The sequence below is a fragment of the Nocardia sp. NPDC004604 genome (genome assembly GCF_040609795.1).
In the GTDB taxonomy this organism is placed as follows: domain Bacteria; phylum Actinomycetota; class Actinomycetes; order Mycobacteriales; family Mycobacteriaceae; genus Nocardia.
Genome location: NZ_JBEXLC010000070.1, coordinates 25,920 through 44,939, shown reverse-complemented (window position 1 = coordinate 44,939; position 19,020 = coordinate 25,920). Strand labels below are relative to the sequence as shown.

Annotated in this window: 16 protein-coding genes and 1 pseudogene; 10 read left to right on the top strand and 7 right to left on the bottom strand. The window is 64.6% G+C overall.

Going from position 1 to position 19,020, the window contains the following annotated elements; translation table 11 throughout:
- Nucleotides 1–97: 97 nt before the first annotated feature.
- A pseudogene (gene eutB / locus ABZW16_RS24590) lies at nucleotides 98–487 on the top strand (ethanolamine ammonia-lyase subunit EutB); the annotation flags it as partial.
- Nucleotides 488–492: 5 nt separating this feature from the next.
- Nucleotides 493–1,353: an ethanolamine ammonia-lyase subunit EutC gene (eutC, locus tag ABZW16_RS24585; protein WP_354958340.1), complete on the top strand. Its 861-nt coding sequence runs from the start codon at nucleotides 493–495 to the stop codon at nucleotides 1,351–1,353.
- 87 nt (nucleotides 1,354–1,440) lie between these two features.
- On the opposite strand, the gene ABZW16_RS24580 is transcribed toward eutC, so the two are convergent.
- Nucleotides 1,441–2,961, bottom strand: a complete 1,521-nt coding sequence (locus ABZW16_RS24580; protein ID WP_354958339.1) for an APC family permease — start codon at nucleotides 2,959–2,961, stop codon at nucleotides 1,441–1,443.
- 323 nt (nucleotides 2,962–3,284) lie between these two features.
- On the opposite strand from ABZW16_RS24580, the gene ABZW16_RS24575 reads away from it, so the two are divergent.
- From ABZW16_RS24575 to ABZW16_RS24560, 4 genes are all read left to right on the top strand, one after another.
- Nucleotides 3,285–4,754 carry an APC family permease gene (locus tag ABZW16_RS24575; RefSeq protein WP_354958338.1) on the top strand — a complete coding sequence of 490 codons (1,470 nt, stop codon included), beginning with the start codon at nucleotides 3,285–3,287 and terminating at the stop codon, nucleotides 4,752–4,754.
- A gap of 7 nt (nucleotides 4,755–4,761) precedes the next feature.
- A complete protein-coding gene (locus ABZW16_RS24570; protein WP_354958337.1) occupies nucleotides 4,762–5,490 on the top strand; it encodes an IclR family transcriptional regulator C-terminal domain-containing protein in 729 nt (242 codons plus the stop codon).
- Nucleotides 5,491–5,853: 363 nt separating this feature from the next.
- A complete protein-coding gene (locus ABZW16_RS24565) occupies nucleotides 5,854–7,038 on the top strand; it encodes an FAD-dependent oxidoreductase (protein WP_354958336.1) in 1,185 nt (394 codons plus the stop codon).
- Nucleotides 7,035–7,931 carry an RNA polymerase sigma-70 factor gene (locus ABZW16_RS24560; protein ID WP_354958335.1) on the top strand — a complete coding sequence of 299 codons (897 nt, stop codon included), beginning with the start codon at nucleotides 7,035–7,037 and terminating at the stop codon, nucleotides 7,929–7,931. The genes ABZW16_RS24565 and ABZW16_RS24560 overlap by 4 nt, the downstream gene beginning before the upstream one ends.
- A 54-nt stretch (nucleotides 7,932–7,985) precedes the next feature.
- On the opposite strand, the gene ABZW16_RS24555 is transcribed toward ABZW16_RS24560, so the two are convergent.
- Nucleotides 7,986–8,675, bottom strand: a complete 690-nt coding sequence (locus ABZW16_RS24555; RefSeq protein ID WP_354958334.1) for a TetR/AcrR family transcriptional regulator — start codon at nucleotides 8,673–8,675, stop codon at nucleotides 7,986–7,988.
- 84 nt (nucleotides 8,676–8,759) lie between these two features.
- Between ABZW16_RS24555 and ABZW16_RS24550 the strand changes: the two genes are divergently transcribed.
- Nucleotides 8,760–9,455: an SDR family NAD(P)-dependent oxidoreductase gene (locus tag ABZW16_RS24550; RefSeq protein ID WP_354958333.1), complete on the top strand. Its 696-nt coding sequence runs from the start codon at nucleotides 8,760–8,762 to the stop codon at nucleotides 9,453–9,455.
- A gap of 82 nt (nucleotides 9,456–9,537) precedes the next feature.
- On the opposite strand, the gene ABZW16_RS24545 is transcribed toward ABZW16_RS24550, so the two are convergent.
- The 5 genes from ABZW16_RS24545 to ABZW16_RS24525 all read right to left on the bottom strand — a co-directional run bounded on the left by ABZW16_RS24545 (nucleotide 9,538) and on the right by ABZW16_RS24525 (nucleotide 15,884).
- Entirely contained in the window at nucleotides 9,538–10,815 is a 1,278-nt protein-coding gene (locus ABZW16_RS24545; RefSeq protein WP_354958332.1) for a GNAT family N-acetyltransferase, read from the bottom strand.
- Nucleotides 10,816–11,226: 411 nt separating this feature from the next.
- A complete protein-coding gene (locus tag ABZW16_RS24540; protein ID WP_354958331.1) occupies nucleotides 11,227–11,793 on the bottom strand; it encodes a TetR/AcrR family transcriptional regulator in 567 nt (188 codons plus the stop codon).
- 207 nt (nucleotides 11,794–12,000) lie between these two features.
- Nucleotides 12,001–13,611: a GMC family oxidoreductase N-terminal domain-containing protein gene (locus ABZW16_RS24535; RefSeq protein ID WP_354958330.1), complete on the bottom strand. Its 1,611-nt coding sequence runs from the start codon at nucleotides 13,609–13,611 to the stop codon at nucleotides 12,001–12,003.
- Nucleotides 13,612–13,841: 230 nt separating this feature from the next.
- Nucleotides 13,842–14,972, bottom strand: coding sequence for a dihydrodipicolinate synthase family protein (locus ABZW16_RS24530; protein ID WP_354958328.1), 1,131 nt, complete (start codon nucleotides 14,970–14,972; stop codon nucleotides 13,842–13,844).
- A 192-nt stretch (nucleotides 14,973–15,164) separates the two neighbouring features.
- On the bottom strand, nucleotides 15,165–15,884 hold the full coding sequence (locus tag ABZW16_RS24525) for an SDR family oxidoreductase (protein ID WP_354958327.1): 720 nt from the start codon (nucleotides 15,882–15,884) through the stop codon (nucleotides 15,165–15,167).
- A 582-nt stretch (nucleotides 15,885–16,466) separates the two neighbouring features.
- Here ABZW16_RS24525 and ABZW16_RS24520 point away from each other — a divergent pair.
- From ABZW16_RS24520 to ABZW16_RS24510, 3 genes are all read left to right on the top strand, one after another.
- Entirely contained in the window at nucleotides 16,467–17,162 is a 696-nt protein-coding gene (locus tag ABZW16_RS24520; protein ID WP_354958326.1) for a GntR family transcriptional regulator, read from the top strand.
- 275 nt (nucleotides 17,163–17,437) lie between these two features.
- Nucleotides 17,438–17,647: a hypothetical protein gene (locus ABZW16_RS24515; RefSeq protein WP_354958325.1), complete on the top strand. Its 210-nt coding sequence runs from the start codon at nucleotides 17,438–17,440 to the stop codon at nucleotides 17,645–17,647.
- 260 nt (nucleotides 17,648–17,907) lie between these two features.
- Complete coding sequence (locus ABZW16_RS24510) at nucleotides 17,908–18,987, top strand: CHAP domain-containing protein (protein ID WP_354958324.1); 1,080 nt, start codon at nucleotides 17,908–17,910, stop codon at nucleotides 18,985–18,987.
- The last annotated feature ends 33 nt before the right edge of the window (nucleotides 18,988–19,020 follow it).

Here is a 19,020-nt window from a genome sequence, read left to right as displayed (position 1 = left end):
TACTTAAAAAATTAGGAGTTTTCTAATATGTTGCACGCATTTATCTTTGGAGTTATACCAATGTTGGTTTTAATAGCTATTGCAAAGATTGGTCATATACCTCTACGACGGAAAGCAAATCATCCGCGCCGGACTGGAGGACCACTTCACCGGAAAACTGCTCGGCCTCCCCATGGGCGTGGACGTTTGCTACACCAACCACGCGGAATCCGACCAAGACGATATGGACACACTCCTCACGCTGCTCGCCGCCGCGGGTTGTCCGTTCGTCATCACCGTGCCCGGTGCCGACGACATCATGCTGGGCTACCAGAGCCTCGCCTACCACGACGCGCTCTATGCACGAAGAGTTCTCGGTCTGCGCCCCGCGCCCGAGTTCGGCGCCTGGCTCGACAGTCTCGGCATGATGGACACCGACGGTCGCATCCTCCCTGTTGAACCATTGTCGTCTCCGCTGCGTGCGCTGGCTTCCGGAGGTGTGGCTTGAACACGATGCCAGCGGCTCCTCGCACCGCGTGCAGTGACGGTGCAGAAGATATTGCCGCGCAGAACTTCTGGACCGAGCTGCGGCGGACAACCCAGGCCCGCATCGGGCTCGGCCGGATGGGGGACACGCTGGCAACCGCGGAGGTGCTCGCCTTCCGAGCCGCGCATGCGGCCGCACGGGATGCGGTGCATCATCCACTCGAAGTAGTCGGTTTTGCGGACGCGCTCGCGGCGGTCGGGTTGGGGAAGCCGTTCCACGTCCGCAGCCGTGCAGCCGATCGTTCGGAGTATTTGCGCAGGCCGGACCTCGGTCGGTTGCTCGGCGAACCGGTCGACGCCATCTCGTATCCTGCTGTCGAACAAGACCTTTCGGCTGCTGCCAAGGTCGGCGCGGATATCGGGTTCGTCTTGGCGGACGGGCTGTCGCCGCGGGCACTTGCCGACCATGGTGTACCTATGCTCGCTGCACTCGCTGCTGCACTGGGACAGCGATACACCCTGGCCCCGCCGGTGATCGCTACCCAGGCGCGTGTTGCGCTGGGAGATCATATCGGTGCGGCACTGGGGGTTTCGACGGTACTGGTGCTGATCGGCGAGCGGCCCGGCCTTTCCGTTGTGGACAGTCTGGGCATCTATCTGACGCATCTGCCACGGCCGGGGCGGGCGGATTCGGAGCGGAATTGCATCTCCAACATCCATCCGCCTGATGGTCTCGGGTACGAGCGGGCCGCCCAGGTGGCGGTGGGATTGATCGATGGGGCACGGCGATTGGGACGGTCCGGCGTCGATCTCAAGGACACGTCTGGTAGCAGCTCGCTGAACTCAGCGGATGGGCTTGTCCTGGAGGCGAGTGATTCCGACAGGTGACCCAGTGAACTGCCTCGGAGACGCGAGCTGGACGCCAGGGCCGTTACTCTCGATGCGGGAGTAACGGCCCTGGCACGGCACGGAGGGTCAGCGTTCGTGTGTCTCTTCTAGGACTGTGCGGCCGATAAGGGCGTACCGGGCGGGTTCGCGGCGCCTGAGGTATTCGGCGAATCCGAAGCCGCCCAACGCAATAAGCCCGACCAGCCACGGCGTCGCCTGCAACACCAACGACCCGGATTCACTACCGGCGGCGGTGCCCATATTGAGGACGAGCAGGAGCACTACACCGATCATGGCCAACCCACCCATCAGTGGTGCCAGGAAGGTGCGGAACCAGTGCCCGCTCTCGGGGTGATTGCTGCGAAAGTATTTCAGCACCGCGAACGAGCAGGCCGCCTGCACGACCAATATCGCCATGGTGCCGAGAATGGCCAGGAGCGTGTAGGTCCCGGTGTACGGGTCCTTACCCGCGATGCCGAAGCCGGCCACCAGCAACACGGCGATCATGCTCTGCACCAACCCCGCGATATGCGGCGATCCATGCCGAGCATGCGTGCGCCCGACGGTGCGCTCGAGCACCGGGAACACCCCTTCTCGTCCGAGCGCGTACAGGTAGCGGGCCGCGCAGTTGTGGAACGCCATACCGCAGGCCAGCGATCCGGTCATCATCAGCCACTGCATTGCACTGACTGCCCAGTGCCCGACATAGGTCTGAGTCGGATTGAAGAACACATCCATCGGGCTATCCGACCCGGCCAACGTAGCCGATTCGGCAATGCCGTTGCCGGACATGGCCATCCACGACACCAGTACGTAGAACACGCCGACGCCGACCACCGCGATCATGGTGGCCTTGGGGATAGTCCGTTTGGGATCGCGCGACTCTTCTCCGTACATCGCGGTCGATTCGAAGCCCACCCACGACCAGAAAGCGAAGAACAGGCCCAAGCCGGCCGACGGCCCGGTGAAGGCGTTGATCGGATTCAGTGGCTCGAAGGAGAACCCCTGCGGCCCACCGCCGTGCAGCGCCACCGCGACGGCCATCACGGCGAGTACCAGGCACTCGGTTGCGAGCAGGATGACCAGCAGTTTCTCCGCGACGGCCACGCCGAACCAGGTGCCGACCGCATTGATGGCGAGCATGGCGACCGCGAACACCCACCAGGGCACGTCCACCCCGAACTGCGCGGCAACGGTGTCGGTGCCGAAGCTGGAGAAGATGCCGACGAGCGCCCCCTCGAACACCATGTACGCCAGGGTTGCCAGCAGCCCCGACGCCAAGCCGATCGACCGGCCCAGGCCGAAGGAGATGAATCCGTAGAACGCGCCTGTCGCTGTGATGTGTTTGGACATGGTGGTGAAACCCACTGAGAACACCGCGAGCACCACCATGGCGATCAAGAATGCGGCGGGCGTTCCGGTCCCGGTTCCCGCCGAGATCATGAACGGCACATTGCCGGTCATGGCGGTGATGGGCGCGGCGGTGGCGATGGCCATGAAAACCACGCCGACCAATCCGACCGTATTCGGTTTGAGCCGATGGATTCCATCGGGTGGCGTGTCGCCGGATTGTGTCGCGCTGGGTGCGCGATCGATCTGCTGTGTCATGAATCCATCTCTCTACTAACGGGTTTCGGGTCTTCGGGTGATCAGCTCACCGGTGGCCGATGATCGGACCCACTTTTTGTCGGTATCCGGAGGCCCGGGGCGATTCGGTTTTCGATAGCGCGGAACGCTATCGGCGGTCTGTAACGGCGTCGGCATCTGACGGTGACCGCGGACGAGAAAGTGTGCAGGGGCTTTGTCTCGAGTCGCGACAAAGCGTCGTTACCGGAATTAACGTCGGCGAAACGCTGATCAGCGACCCTATGGCAAATCGACAGAATGGGCGGCGTACGCGCGCCCGAGATCCGGAGTAGGAGGAAGGGCCGATGAGATCAGCTCCGCCGCGTCCACCCGTGGTGGTCCGGCGCTCCTCGATCCGTGGATTGACGCGCCGGGAACTACCTTTCGTGCCGGTGTTCGCGCAGTCGGTGGCAGCTATCGCACCATCGGGGACAGCCGTGGTAACACCGGCATTCGTGATCGCCGCCGCGGGAGGCGCTGCGAGTGTGGCCGCATTTCTGGCGGCGGCGCTGCTGGCCTGGTGCGTCGCGCTGGTCATCCGGCCGATGGCGCAGCGGCTGGCCGTGACCGGTGGGCTGTATACCTATGTCGCGCAAGGGCTCGGTTCGGTGGTCGCCGTGCCGGTCGGCTGGTCCGCGATTGTCGGGTACGGGTGTGTGAGTGTCGCCGGTCTGATCGCGGTGGGAACCTATCTCGATCAGATCGCTGTGGCCGCCGGGCTCGCTGGATTCGGTGGCACGGCCACCATCGTTGGACTACTGGTGGTCGCCGCGCTCGTGGCGCTGGTTCTCATGGTGCGCGGGATTCGTCTCTCGGCTTCGGCAACCCTGCTGGTGGAATGTGTTTCGGTGGTGACGGTGCTTGCTCTCATGGTCTACCTGCTGGCCCGATCCGGAGATGATGTCAGTGGCGGACGGGTATTCGCATGGCGTGGTGGCACCGGCGATCTCGCTATGGGAGCGGTCGTCGCCATCAGTGCGTTCGTCGGGTTCGAGAGTGCGACCACGCTGTCCGCCGAGGCCTACCGGCCGTTCCGTTCGGTGCCGCGGACGTTGATATGGACACCGATCGCGGCGGCCGTCATCTATCTGGTCGCGGTGTGTGCGCAGGCGGTGGCGCTGGCCGCCGCGCCAGACGCGGTATCGGGTAGTTCGACGCCGGTCACCGAGCTATTCGTTCAGGACAACTCCCGGGTGCTCGGTGCCGTACTCGATCTCGGCGTGGCCGCATCATTCTTCGCATGCACCGTTGCCTCGGTCAATGCGTTGGTGCGAGTGCTGTTCACCATGGGCCGTGAGGGAATCGCCCCGGCTGCGGTCGGCCGAGCGCATCCACGGTTCCATACGCCCGCGGCTGCCATTGTCGCGGCGGTCGGCGCGGTGGCCGGTTGCGCGGTCGTCTATCTACTGTCGGGAGCCGAACCGCAGGACGGGATACGGTCCTTCCTCACACTGAGTGCGCTCGGATACCTCGGCTCATACCTTCCGGCGTGCCTGGCCGCCCCTGCGCTGTTGCGTCGGATCGGTGAATCCAGTACGGGGATAACGATTCTCGGTGCTGTGACCGCAGTCGTACTCGGCGCTCTCATGATCACGTCCGCATTCTCGACGCAGAGCAACAATATCGTGCTGGTAGGCGTGTACATCGTCGTGCTGCTGGCTTCGGCGGTCTTCACACTCGGCCTGCGAGTGTTCGCGCCGGATCGGTTGCGAGGCATCGGGATCTACGACGAACCGCTGCCGACCGATCTTTTACAGAGCACGATCTTTCGGTAGGCGGCACATGAAGGATTCCCGGCGGACGAATACCGTAACCAACTCCATCGCAATACTGGAGGCCGTCGCCGACTGCGGAGCGGGCGTGACCGCCAAGGAAATTGCCGAGCGCCTCGGTATGGCCCCGGCGACGACCTACCGGTTGCTCAATTCGCTGGTGGCCGATGAGTACCTGGTTCGTACTGCAGATCTGCGTGGTTTCGCTCTCGGCGCGCGCCTGCGCGGGCTCGCTACCGCCATCAACGTCCCGGTGGTGCCCACCGCAGCGCGCACGCTGCTCGACGAATTCCGAGGCTCGACCCGATTCGCGGTGCACCTCATGAACTTCAGACCCGCCGCCGTCCAAGTGATCAGCGAAGACCCGGACCACCCCATTCCGGGTGCACGAGAGTTGGCACGGCACCTACACGCATCCGCCGCGGGCAAGCTGCTGCTGTCCTCCCGCACGGAGTGGCGGACCATGGTCGCCACCCCGGTGCGGATTGCCGCACGCACCAAGGTCGACCACGGTGCGCTCGCCCGTGATCTGCAGCTCATCCGGGAGAGCGGATATGCCACAGCCATCGACGAACTCATTCCCGGCATCGCCTGCCTCGCGCTGCCGATCTACAAACCCTCCGGCACGCTGACCGGAGCGCTCTGCCTGAGCGGGCCGAGCAATCGCCTCACCGTGCTGGAAACCCATCGTGATTCAGCGCGCGACTGCGCCGCTCGGCTCGGCCCACTGCTCTACTGAGCGGCTCGCCGGCGTGAACCCGGCTTTTGGCTGGCAGCGCCCCGGGAGCTGGGCGTTGATCCTGAGACGGTTGCAGGCATTCACCGCGGCCGGTCGTATCGTCTGACAGGTGAGCGGATTCCACATCGTGCGGTCTCATCGGCCCGCAGCCGGAGTCGGCACCGGCGTCGAACCTTACGTGGTTCGGTCGGCGACAAGTAGCGACTTCCTGGTGGTAATCGGTGACCGACGGCCGGGCGACCCGGCGATCGGTGTCGCATCGAGCGAGAAGGCGCATCGGGTGCTCGGCCACAAGCTCGAGCGGAGTGATGCACGTCACGTCGGATCGTGTCATGTTTCAGCGATCCGCGGTGTCTCGAGGGCATGACTGAGCACAACACACGCCACCAGGTCGTCGTTATCGGCGGCGGTTATGCCGGAACACTCGCAGCCAACCATCTGCGGATGCGCACCGATGTCGATATCACGCTGGTCAATCCCCGCCCGAAGTTCGTCGATCGAATCCGGCTGCACCAGTTCGTATCCGGAACCGGCGATGCGACAATTGACTACGGCACGCTGCTCGGTGAGGGCATCGAGTTGGTTGTCGACAGCGCCACGCGCATAGACACCGCCACCCGTACGGTGCGGCTGACGTCGGGTCGTGTGCTCGGCTACGACCATGTCATCTACGCGGTCGGCAGCACCGCAGCGATACCGTCTGTGTCCGGCGCGGCCGAGTTCGCTTTCCCCATCGCTGAATTCGAGTCCGCGCAGCGGCTGCGCGCCGATCTGGCAGAGTTGCCCCTCGATGCTCCGCTCACCGTGGTCGGCGGCGGACCAACCGGCATCGAAACGGCCGCCGAACTGGCCGAACAAGGACGCACGGTCACGCTGGTATGTGGCGGAACCCTGATGCCGTCATTGAGTGCGCCGGGTCGCCGGTACGTCGCCAAGTGGCTGTCCAGGCACGGTGTCACCGTGCTCGAAGCCGACGTGGTGACCGAGGTCCGGCCGGATGCGGTCGTCTTCGCCGACGGAGCGGTGCGTCCGAGCGCACTCACCATCTGGACGGCCGGTTTCGGCGTGCCGGAGCTGGCGGCCGCAAGCGGGTTGCAGACCGACGCACTCGGCCGACTGCTCACCGACGAGACGCTGACCAGTATCGACGACGACCGCATCGTCGCGACCGGTGACGCCGCCGCACCGTCGGGCCAGCCGCTTCGGATGAGTTCTCAGGCTGCGGGGGCGCTCGGGGCGCAGGCTGCCAACACAGTGCTGAGCCACATTGCGGGGACCGAACCAGCGGTGATCAACTTGGCCGTCATGGGGACGTGCATCAGCCTCGGCCGGCGCGTCGGCCTCCGACAGCTCGCCCGCAAAGACGACACCTCGGTGAATCTCTACATCGGCGGCCGCATGGGCGCGAGGATCAAGGAGGTGACCTGCCGGATCGGGGTAGGGAAGATCCGCCGCGAGGCCCGCAAGCCGGGTTCCCTGATCTGGCCCAAGAGTGGCCCGCGGCCCGAGCAGCCGGCCGCCGCTGCGCCGGTGGTCACCTCCTCGTGACAACCGACGAGCACGCCGAGCGGTTCACCGTGCTGCGGCCGCTGCTGTTCACGATCGCCTACGAAATCCTCGGCGCGGCAACCGAATCCGACGACGTGCTGCAGGACAGCTATCTGCGGTGGGCCGCGGTGGACCTCGCGACGGTGCGGGACACCAAGTCGTATCTGGCACGGCTGGTGACCCGTCAGGCGCTCAACGCCTTGCGCGCCAGCGCGCGCCGTCGTGAGGACTACATCGGCCCGTGGCTGCCCGAGCCGCTGCTGCTCGACGAGCGGGACGCGTCGGCAGACGTGGTGCTCGCCGAGTCGGTGTCGATGGCGATGCTCGTGCTGCTCGAAACACTGTCCCCCGACGAGCGAGCGGTGTTCGTGCTGCGCGAAGTATTCGGATTCGATTACGACGACATCGCCGCAGCGGTGGACAAATCCGTGATGACGGTGCGCCAGGTGGCGCACCGCGCCCGTGCGCACGTGCAGGCGCGGCGTAAACGCTTCGAGCCCGTCGACGCGGCGCAGATCACGCAGATCACCGAGCAGTTCATGACAGCGGCGGCCACCGGTGACACCGAGGGGCTGCTCTCGCTCCTCGCCCCGGACGCCACCTGGACCGCCGACAGCGGCGGCAAGGCCATCGCGGCGCGCCGGCCGGTGGTGGGTGCGGAGAAGGTGGCCCGATGCCTCGTGGACCTGTTCCGCAGCGCGAGGAGGACGCCGAATCTGCGAATCGAGACGGTCAACTACAACAACGCCCCCGCGATGGTCGTCTACAGCGACGACCGCCTGGAAGGTGTCTTCCTGATCGAGATCGTCGGCGGCAAGATCACCAACTTCTACGCCATCCGCAACCCGGACAAACTCGTCGCGGTGGCGGTTCCGCGTCAGATCAGCCGGTAGGGAGCAGACAAGCCGCTGCCGCGCGTCATACGTCTCCGCGGCGGCCCGGTTCGGTCACCTGGCGCCTTCTGCAGACGGGTTTATCTCCGGTGATTCGCTGGTCGGTACCTGGCTGTTCGGCCCGGCGAGCTGCTGAGCGGACACTCGAGTTTCGCGGGGCCTGAGCAGGTTCTCGACGAGGGTGTCCACCAGTTCACGCGGGATGCTCGACCCCGTCAGGGCGCAATAGACGATCGGACCGACAAGAGCGTCGATCGTGGCGTCGGGGCCGAGGCGGGGCGAGATCTCGCCGGCGTCGATTCCGCGCGTGAGCATGTCGCGCTCCTGGTCACGGCGTGGACCGAGATAGCGCTTGTGCAAGCTTTCGGCTGTGTCGGGATCATGCTGCGCCTGGGCGATGAGCGCGAGCAGGACCTTGCCGGCGGGGTCGCGGGCAAGAAATTGCGCGAAGCGGCGCAGGTAGCCACGGATGCTTTCGGCCGTGGGCTCTTCCGTCGGGACGGCAAGGTGTTTGTTGCTGTCTTCGATGAGCGTGTCGAGCAGGATCTCGACCTTGGAGGGCCACCAGCGGTAGATCGTCTGCTTTGCGACGCCGGCGCGACGCGCGATCGCCTCGATGGTGAGAGCGCCGAATCCGTGCTCGACCAGCAGATCGTCGGCGGCATGAAGCACAGCCAGGCGCGCGGCCTCATCGCGTCGAGGGCCGGAATGCGCCCTGCGGGGCTGGGAGTTCGCGGCGGGCATGCGAGACACCATACCCATCGGTGGTGTCGGCATGTAGTCTAGTCGCAACGTTGCGTCTAGACTAGAAACCATGTAGGAGTGAATGTGTCCACTACGTCCGACCGCCGAGCTCTCGTCATCGGTGCCTCTCGCGGGCTGGGGCTCGTCCTGGCCAACGAGCTCGCTCGACGCGGCTGGCGAGTCATCGCCACGACGCGCCGCGGCGGCGGCGAGCTGCAGGCGAATGCCGATGCCTCGCACGGACGGCTAGAGGTCGAATCGTTGGAGATGACAAGCTCCGACCAGCTGGCCGAGCTGTCCGAGCGCCTGGCCGGCCGTCGGTTCGATCTGCTTTTCGTCAATGCTGCGATCGACCGAGGCAATTTGCCGATCAGCGAGGTCTCGACCGATATGTTCACCGAGGTGATGACCACCAACGCGTTGAGCCCGCTGCGCACCCTCGAGGCCCTGCGCGGACTCGTCGCGCCCGGCGGGACCGTCGCGGTCATGTCCTCCGAGCAGGGCAGCATCTCGCGAAACACCGAGGACGGCTTTGAGCTCTACAAGGCCAGCAAGGCCGCGCTCAACCAGCTGATGCGCAGTTACGCCACCCGCCATGCCGACGACGGACAGACCAAGCTGCTCATCGACCCCGGCCACAATCGGACCCAGCTCGGCGGACCCGACGCGCCCCTCACACCCCGCGAGAGCATCCCTGCCGTCGCCGACGTCCTCGAAGCGCAGGCCGGCGCCCCCGGCCTGCAGTTCCTCGATCGCCACGGGGAGACAGTCCCGTGGTAGAACTCCCGGCGCCCCGACCTTCCGGACCGACGCCTGCTCATCGGCGTTGGATGACCGCGAGCATGCACTGAGGCGGCGGGTCTCAGAGTCTGGTGTAGTTCGCTTGGTCGTGTTCGAACGCCGTCAGGATGTCCGGTGTCAAGGTCAGGCGGGTGTTGGCAGTGGCGGTGAGGTAGTCCGCGAGGTTGGCGGGTTCGTTCGTCTTCTCGCGCATCGCGCGTTCGAACGCCGATTGCGCACCGGCACGGGCGGCGTACTCGATATCGGCGGGGGTGAAGTGGGCGGTAGCGCGCACCAGATGGTCGAGGTCGATGTGTTCGGCGACGGGGCCGAGGTAGCGCCGCCAGATCGCCTCGCGGGCCGGTTCGTCGGGTGGACCGACCGGTATCACGTAGTCGAAGCGGCCCGGCCGCAGGAACGCCGAGTCCAGCGAACGAACCGAGTTGGTGGCGCAGATCAGCAGGCGGCTGTAATCCTCCCGGAATGCCGGAATCAGCTTGAGCAGCTCGTTCGTTACTCCGTGCGCCGCGCTGGTCGCCGTCCCCTCGCGTGCGCCCGCGATCTCCTCCACCTCGTCGATGAACAATAGAAGTTCATCGAGTTCGGCCAACTCCGCGAACACCTCACGCAAGGACGCCGCGAGCCCGCCGCTTGCCGTCGCGGCCAACCGAGACGGGAACAACTCGACGAACGGCCACCCCAGTCTCGAGGCGACCGCTTTCGCGAAACTGGTCTTTCCGGTGCCCGGCGGACCGAACAGAATCACGCTCTTGGGCGGCCGAACCCGATAGCGCTCCGCGACATCCGGGTTCGCCAACGGCAACACGATCCGTCGTTCGATGATTTCTTTCTCCCGGTCCATTCCCCCCATCGACTGCCACAACCCGGGTGGCAGCAGCCGCCCACCGAGCTCGGTCAGCAAAGAGGACTGCGCCGGCGCCAACGGCTCCAGCAGTTCGTAGTAGACCAAACCCGTCCTGCGCAGATATCCGGAATTCTCGAACGCGACCGACCCGGTGGCATCCTGGGGGAGGAGCGTGCAGATCCGCCGCACCCCATTCGACCGCAGCCGCCGCTCCAGTTCGGTAAGCAGCGCACTACCGATACCGCGCCGCCGCCACTGCGTACCCAGCGCCACCAACAGGACCCAGGCACGCTCGTTCTGGATCTGGGCGACCGCCATTCCGACGATTTCTTCGCCGACCTCGGCCACCACCGCTGGCTGCCCTGCTCGCGCGGACGCCAGCACCTCCGCCAACGCGAACACCGGCTCCTCGCCGATCGCCCGGCTCTGTTCCCAGATCTCGATTGCCTGATCCAGATCATCGTCGCGGAATTCACGCAGTCGCCATACCGGCATACGCACCTCGAACTGCCATTGGAGGGTGGGCCAACTGAGACGCTCTTTCAGTAAACACCCACAGAGGGTGTGAGCAAGCCGGGTCGCAAACCTCGGGCAAATGCAGATCGGCGAGACGGAAGTCCGCACTACCGGCGGCACAAGGCGCCATGCCGATCTGCCGGTGGGCACTCGTGTGGCGCACTGCCGCCGAAAGCCCACTGATCCGGCCTTTTCCCAGGCGGCAGCCGACACCGGCGATCTTGCGCGACAGGACGTTTCGGCGCGCACCGGTCCGCCGATAATCGTGGAGCAGTAGGCCCGCTACCGGATCTGTCGCCCGCGGATCCGACTACTTCAGGGCGTCCCAGATTGCTCGGATGTACGTTTCGGTGCGGGGCGAACCGAGGAGTGCATCCGTTCTCAGGCAGGTCAGTCGTGGGTGGCGTCTGTTGCACCTCGTTCAGCAAGAGCGTCGAACATCGTCATGACGAGGTTGACCACGTCGCGAGGAGTGAGGTTCTGTTCGCCGTCGATCCACGTGGTGAGCCATTCGTCGGCGGCAGCGACCATGCCGACCGACAGCAACAGCCGGTCTTTTGCTGAGCGAGTTTTCGATGGTGGTAGCAAGCTGGCGACTAGTTCGGCGAGTTTGTGTAGCCCGTCCTGTCGGCACTTTCGTGCGACCGGCCCGCCGGCGGCAGCTTCCCGCAATTTGATTCGGGCTCGTCCCGGATCCCCTTCCAGGGATCGAACCAGCGCGGCGATCATCGCGCGGGCTCCTCCGTCCGATGAACCACTCTCGGCGTCGATTGCGGCACGGCACGCGGTGATCTCTTCTTCGATGAGTTGGGAATACACTGCGGCCAGCAGTGAGTCGAGGTCGGGGAAGCTCTCGGCAAAGTAGCGGTCTCGCAGCTCGGCTCGGCGAAGCACCGCGCGGATCGACGTCCCGGCATAGCCGTGTTCGCCGAACAGCTCGAAACCGGCGTCGATCAAGCGTTGGCGCCGCTCGGCGGTGCGCTCGGCCGCAGTTTTCCCGTCGTAGTCTCTCATCGGTGTCTCCATACTCACTCGGCAAGATGTGCGGAGCCGCGAAGCTACGGCTGATGACGTGTCCGCCGACGTTGGTTACATCATTTTGAAAAGTAGCAGCACTCACCATCTGATGTCAGTTGCATCAGATGGTGAGTGGACTCGGGCTTGTCACGCTGCCTCGGCTGTCGTGATGAGATCCGCCGCCTTGGCGCCGATGAGGATGCTCGGCGCGTTCGTGTGGCCTCGGATGATGGTCGGCATGACGGAGGCGTCAGCGACGCGCAGTCCCCGCACCCCGCGAACTTCCAATTCCGGTGTGACCACACTGTCGGCATCGCTGCCCATCCGGCAGGTGCCCACGGGGTGGTAGATGCTGTGGGACTCGCTCTCGAGTGAGCGTTCGAGGGTGGCTTCGCTGGTGTCGGTGGCACCGACCGGGCGCGCCATCGTGCCGAGCACGCTGCTCAATGCCGGGGCGTGGGCGATCCTCGCGCAGATCCGCAGACCTTCCATCATTGCCGCGCGGTCAGCTCCGTCACTGTCGGACAAATACCGGGGATCGATGATCGGTTTTGCTTTCGGGTCCGACGAGGCCAAGGTGATGTGCCCTGTGCTGTGTGGTTTGACGAGAATCGATCCGAGGGACACCGCGTCGTGTCCATACGGTTCACCGAGTCCGGCGTCAAAGAAGGGGCCGGGCCCGAAGAACAGCTCCAGGTCGGGCAGCCTCAGGCGTGGGTCGCTGCGTACGAATCCGTAGGCTTCGGGAGCCGGAGAAGTGAGCATGCCGCGGCGTCGGATCAGATAATCAGCGATGTGCAACGGTCGTCCGGCCCGGACCAACGTCGGCTCGTTCACGTCGAATCCGAGCACCGACACCAAGTGATCGCAGAGGTTTCGGCCTACTTGTGGAGCGTGGTGCAGTGTGTCGATGCCGAGGCGCGCCAGCTGGCGATGATCCCCGATACCGGAAAGCATCAGCAGCTGCGGCGAATTCACCGTGCCCGCCGACAGGATCACTTCGCGGCTGACGCGAATGAATTGGATTCGGCCGTCCTTTTCGAACTCCACTCCAACGGCCTGTTTGTTGACGAACCTCACGCGGGTGACCGTGGCGTCGGTAATGAGGGTGACGTTTTCCCGTCGCATGGCGGGTCGCAGGTAAGCATCAGCCGTGCTCCATCGGGCGCCTCGATGCTGGGTGACAACCGTTTGGGTGAACCCGCTCGGCTGAGGAAGGTTGGCGCGCTCGGTCGAATAGCCCGACTGTCGAGCCGCCTGTAGCCAGGCCGCAGTGAGACGATTAGGGCTGCGCTGATGTGAGACGTGCATCTGCCCGCCGACACCCTCATCGGGTTCGCGCGCTGCCTGGACGTCCTCGATCGCGCGGAAGTATCCGACGATATTGTTGAACGACCACTGCTCACCAGCATGCTGCGCCCATTCGTCGTAGTCGGCCGCAAACCCGCGCACCCACATCATCGCGTTCGTCGAAGACGAGCCGCCCAGGGTTTTACCGCGCGGCCAATGGATCCGTCGCCCGTCCAACTCGGACTGCGGCTCGGTCGAATAGTTCCAATCGACGTCACTGCCGAACAGCTGCAACCAGGTGACCGGCATGTGAATACGCCGGTCGGTGTCTTTTCCACCGGCCTCCAACACCACGACCCGATTGCGGGAGTTGGCGCTGAGCCGTTCTGTGATGATCGAGCCGGCCGATCCGGTACCGACGACAACATAGTCGGCGACGATCGAGGTTTCGGCATGCTGGTCGTTCATGTCATTTCACTCCTTCGTTGGTGGAAGTGGTCGCGCATCATGCACCGGCCATGCGACGCCGTTGTCCTTACCGAAGCGGGTCGGGCGCGTCTCCACTCGTGCCGCTGTAAACACCTCCGGCTGGGTGGAGCCCAGCCCGGCGACGTTGTGACCCGCCGGCCCTGGGGCCGCTGACATAGACGTCTGTCGGTTCATGTAGCGAGCCTACGTCCATCTGGGAGCAGATACAATCAGATGACAGGTGCTCCCACATAGAATTCACGGGGAACGGGCGCACGAGATCTACGGCCAAGAGCGCAAGGGAGTCGCACCAAAGCGCGTTGCGCGCTGGCCAACCTCTTGCTGGCACTGCTCTGGCACCGCCGCACCGTAGGCATCGTGTATCGCGAGAACGTCCATGTCACCAACTGCCCGGCGAACGAGGCTCCGACGCTCAGCCGAGCTGCGCGCGGCCGTCGTAGCGAGCTGTCCTGGCGAGCATCGGCCCGGGCTCGGTCGCTGAGCGCGGTGGACGGGCGGCGTTGTGCGGCGCTGGCGAGAATGCCGCGCCGCGCCAGGACGTACTTGCGCACGGCGAGCCCAACGCCGGGCTGTTGCTCGTAGCGGATCAGCGGCAGGTGGGCATCGAACAGATCGTGTGCGGCGTCGCGGTGTCCCGCGGCAGTCAGTCGCACGACGTCGACGAGGAGCTCCGGAAAGCAGTAGCCGGTCATGGCGCCGTCGGCGCCGCGTTCGGTTTCGAAATCCAGGAACAGCCCGCCATTGCCGCACAGGATGGAAATATGCGGCATCGATCCGTCTGCCTCGAAGCCGCGCAATGCCGTGATCTTCTCGAGGCCCGGCCAGTCCTCGTGTTTGAGCATCACGCAGCTCGGGTGGTCGGCGACGATGCGCCGGATCACGGCGGGGGTCATCTGAACCGAGAAGGTGAGTGGGTAGTCCTGGATGACGAACGGCACGTCGGCGCCGATCGCTTCGACCGTGTCGGCGTAGTAGTTGACGATCTGGTCGTCGGTGCGCAGCGACGGGGGTGGTGCGACCATGACGCCAGCGGCCCCCGCGTCCATCGCCGCCGAGCTCACTGAGCGCATCGACGCGAATCCCGGTGCCGAGACTCCGACCACGACCGGAAACTGCGCCCGTTTCATGACGCGGCGCACAATCCCCAGGGCTTCGTCTTGATCCAGCTTGGGGGCCTCGCCGAGCTGGCCGAGGATCGTGGTTCCGTTCGCGCCGATTTCGGCATAGAAGTCGATCAGGCGGTCCAGCGAGGTCTCGTCGATCGCGCCGTCGTCGGTGAAGGGTGTGGGAGCGATGGTGTAGACACCGCTGGCTTCCGGGGACAACGTTGTTTTCGTCATTTGATGTGTACTTTCTGCAAGGAGTGCGTGGTCAGCAGCCGGCCGAGTGCGATGTCGATGCCTCGACCGCGAGAGCCTCGATTCCTTCGGTGATGACGGTACGGAGCAGTTCGAGAACAACCGCGTCGCCCGGCTTGCCTCTGGCCAACGCGCCGAAGGTCTGTGATGAACCGTGTGACCTGATCCGATACGTCACCGCAGATACGAAGCGCCGTTCACATCGAGAACGGCGCCCGAACTCCATGCCGCCTCCGGTGCGGCGAGATAGCGCACGGCTGCGGCGATCTCGGCAGGTTCGGCTACTCGGTGGAAGGGGCTTTGTGTGCGCACCTCGTCGGTGACCCGATCCGCGACCCGTTCGGTGGCGACGAACCCTGGTGCAACGGAGGCCACCACAATCCCGTAGGGCGCCAATGATATTGCCAGCGATTGCCCCATTGCCTGCACCGCGGACTTCGTCGCGCCATAGGCGGGATGGTCGGGTTCGCCACGAAACGCGCCGCGCGAGCCCACATTGACGATGCGTCCGGAGATGCCGCGCTCGATCATGTGCCGCGCCACCCCGTAGGAGACGTTGGCGGTGCCGAGCAGATTGACGTCCACCGTCCGGCGCCAAACCTGCTGCCACTGTTCATAATCGGTCGACGGCAGCGGATGCGGCAGATTGACCGCCGCGTTGTTGACCAAGACGTCGATCCCGCCGAGCCCAGCCGCGGACGCGTCGACGATCGCCGCGGCATCCGCCGGATTCGCGATATCTCCGCAGACCAGGACATGCCCGTCGCCGGGCAGTCCGCGCAGCGTCGCCTCCGCATCGGAGCGACGCGACGAGTAATGCACCGCAACCCGATCACCGACCTCCGCGAACGCAGCCGCCACCGCTCGTCCGATTCCTCGGGATGCGCCAGTCACCAATACGCCGCGGCTCACTCACCAACTCCATTCATTCTTCTCGCCGGTGTGCGCCAATAGCGGCGTACCGTCACCCGGCAGACCAGTCGGATACCCGCAGCAAGCGCTGCCCATATATCGTATATCAACCCATGAGTATCGGAGACATATCAAAAGAAGCACCAGTTCACCGCACTGAAGAGCCTCTGATCGAGTAGCTCGAAGAGATCGCAAGGGCGCTGTCCATCCAACGATGGAATATGACATCCCGACGCAGTATGCCCAGCGCCGCATCCAGCTAGCTCCTGCCGTATCCAGCCCCGGGGCTGGGGTCTGTCGAACGTAGCCGAATGGTGGTCGCGCAGGCCGTATTCGACCGCCTATGACTACGCTCGGCGAGCAGTCGGAGTGGGTAGCGTGGCAATTTGTCTGGACGGGGCAGTGGGCGAAACCGGGCACCGGAATCCGTAGGCCGACCACCGAAACCAACGCACGCTACTTCCGTAGCGGATCTAACCGCCATGACAGCAGGTGCCGCGCGTCTGCCCTGAACGGCGCAGGCCATCTTGGTTCGCGGTCGATATCTCAGATACCATCACGGCAATGAACGCATCGCCGCTCCCCTTTATTGATCGGCCGGAAAACCTGACCGATCGGGTACTTCACGCGATTCGGGACAGCATCGTCAGCGGAGCGTTGGCCGCCGGAAGCCGGGTCAGCGAGGCACAGGTGGCGTCGATGCTGAATGTCAGCAAGACGCCCGTCCGCGAGGCGTTGCTCCGACTGCGGCATGTCGGTCTCGTCGAACCGTGCGAGCGTGGGCTGCGAGTTGTCCGCCCGTCGATCCGAGGCATTCGCGATGCCTATGAGTTCCGCGCTGGGATCGAACGCAGTTCGAGCTTCTACGCTGCCAATCGCGCGGACGCGGAGGCGCGGGAACAGCTCGTCATGCTGGCACACAAGTCCGTGAAGGCCGCCGAGGCGCACGATGCCGCGACCTTCCGCGGCCACGACCGGTCGTTTCATCGCGCCATCGCGCAGGCGAGCGGGAATTCGGTGCTCGCCGAGGCCGTCGACGATTCACTCGTACTGACCTCGGTTCTCCGAGAGCGCGACGTCCCGCCCTCGCAGGACTCGATCAACTGCGCCCATGAGCACGTCGCGATTGCGCAGGCGATTCTCGCCGGGCAGGCCGAAAAGGCGGGGGAGCTGATGTCGGAGCACGTGTTGCATGTGATGGCGATCGTGCTCGCCGCGCGACCGGTGGCAGACGACGGCCAGCCGGAGCTCAACCCCTGAGCATCAGCCGCAGCGCGCACAGCACAGGCCGTCGGCGAATCCGGCATGTGCTGTTCGGTTGCCCAATCCAGTGCCCCGGATAGAGACGGTTATCCCTTCGGCTGGGTCGCATCACCGAGCGTGGGCTGTGTTGCGGCCTGAAGAAGAACAGCCTATGTGGTCTGCTTCTCGGCTCAACCTGACCGACTGCCGCTGCGGTCGGCCATTACGGTGATGACTCGGGTCAAACCTTCGCGGAGGTCTTCGATGCCGCAGGCGTAGGAGATTCGTAGCGCGTGCTTGCCGCTGTCCGCCCCGAAAGCGGTCCCGGGCACGACCGCGACGCAGTGTTCTTCGAGCAGCTCCCAGGCGATCTCGTCGGATGGCCCGAGCTGTTCGGGGTAGGAGAGGTACAGGTAGAACGTCCCGTGTGGCTGACCGGGGGACAGCAGATTCTGTTGCGTGACCGCAAGATCAGTGATCGCAACTGCCCCTTCGCGAACTGATCTTTCGTCGGTCCGTCGGTGGCGGACCTGGTGCCAATTCGTCCAGAACCCGGGCCTCGTTGCATGTCGCGCCGAGGCGCGCTATGACACCTGACCGATTGTTGCCCTACGAAGCCATCCGCAGCGAGTAAGGGCGGTGACCGAAACTGTCCCCAATTCTGGGAATGGATAATACTCGAATCGCGTATGTCCCTGGCGCGTAGAGGATTACGGATGGTGCTGTTCGTGAGTCCGCGGCGGAGCGATGATCGGGGGCTGCGGTGAGCCCGACCGTTGATCACTATCGGATCATCCCGTCGCTGACCGTTCCCGGTTACGCATCGGACATGCTCAAGGGCATCGTCCGTGCCACCCACGCGGCGGTTCAGGCCAATGTCGACAGGCTGGGCGCGGGCACGCCGTCCAGGGCTCCGAAATTTGTGAAACTGCTGCGGGACAAGAACCTCATCGACGATAAGAATCAGTCGATCGCGACGACCAACCACAACGAAGCCGTCTCCGCGCTGCAAGACATCGAAGCCTCGATGGAAGACAACGACGAAGGCGTCGACAGCTCGACCTACGGAACCTACTCCGTGGCGGGTGACGCATACGACGACATCGAGAAAGCGGTCAAGCAACTCCAAGGCACCCTCGACGACGCAAAGAAGACGTTCGAACCGCTCAACGATGCGACTACAGGCAAACAGTACTGGCCGGAATCGGTGGAGGGCCCACTGCGGACCGCATGCGCCTCCACCGCCGCAACGGTGGAGCAGCGGATGTGCGACGCCGCGATCGATATCCAGCGGCATGCCGACCACATCTACAACTCCCTACCCGACAACCCGACGAGCGGCTACTACGGCGGGACCACAACCGCGTTGACAACCGCGTGGGCCGGTCATAGCTATGTGCCGCCTGCCGATGCCAGCACCATCGAGAAGATCAAGGGATTCGCCGAGAACGAACTCGGCGTCACCGAAATCGGAACCAACCACGTGAACCGGCCGTACAACATCGATGACGCCTGGTGTGCGTCCTTCGCCACCTGGGTCTGGAAAAAGTCCGGCATCAATGTGGACTGGAGCAATAAGAACTATGTACCCAGCGTCTGGTCCGACGCCGCGAGCAAAGGCTTGGCCGACAGCAACATGGCGAGTGCCCGCCCCGGCGACCTCATCGTCTTCGCTGGCCAAAATCACATCGGCGTGGTGGTGGCCCGCAACGGCAACACCATTACCACCATCGAAGGCAACTCCGGCGACGCCGTGCGCCAGCACACCTACGACATCTCCAGCGGAAAATTCACCGGCGTCGTGCACCCGCCTGCCAGTTCGAAGACCGCGGTCGCCGTGTAGCTGGTAGACGCCGGAGCCGGTCCCATGCCCTCG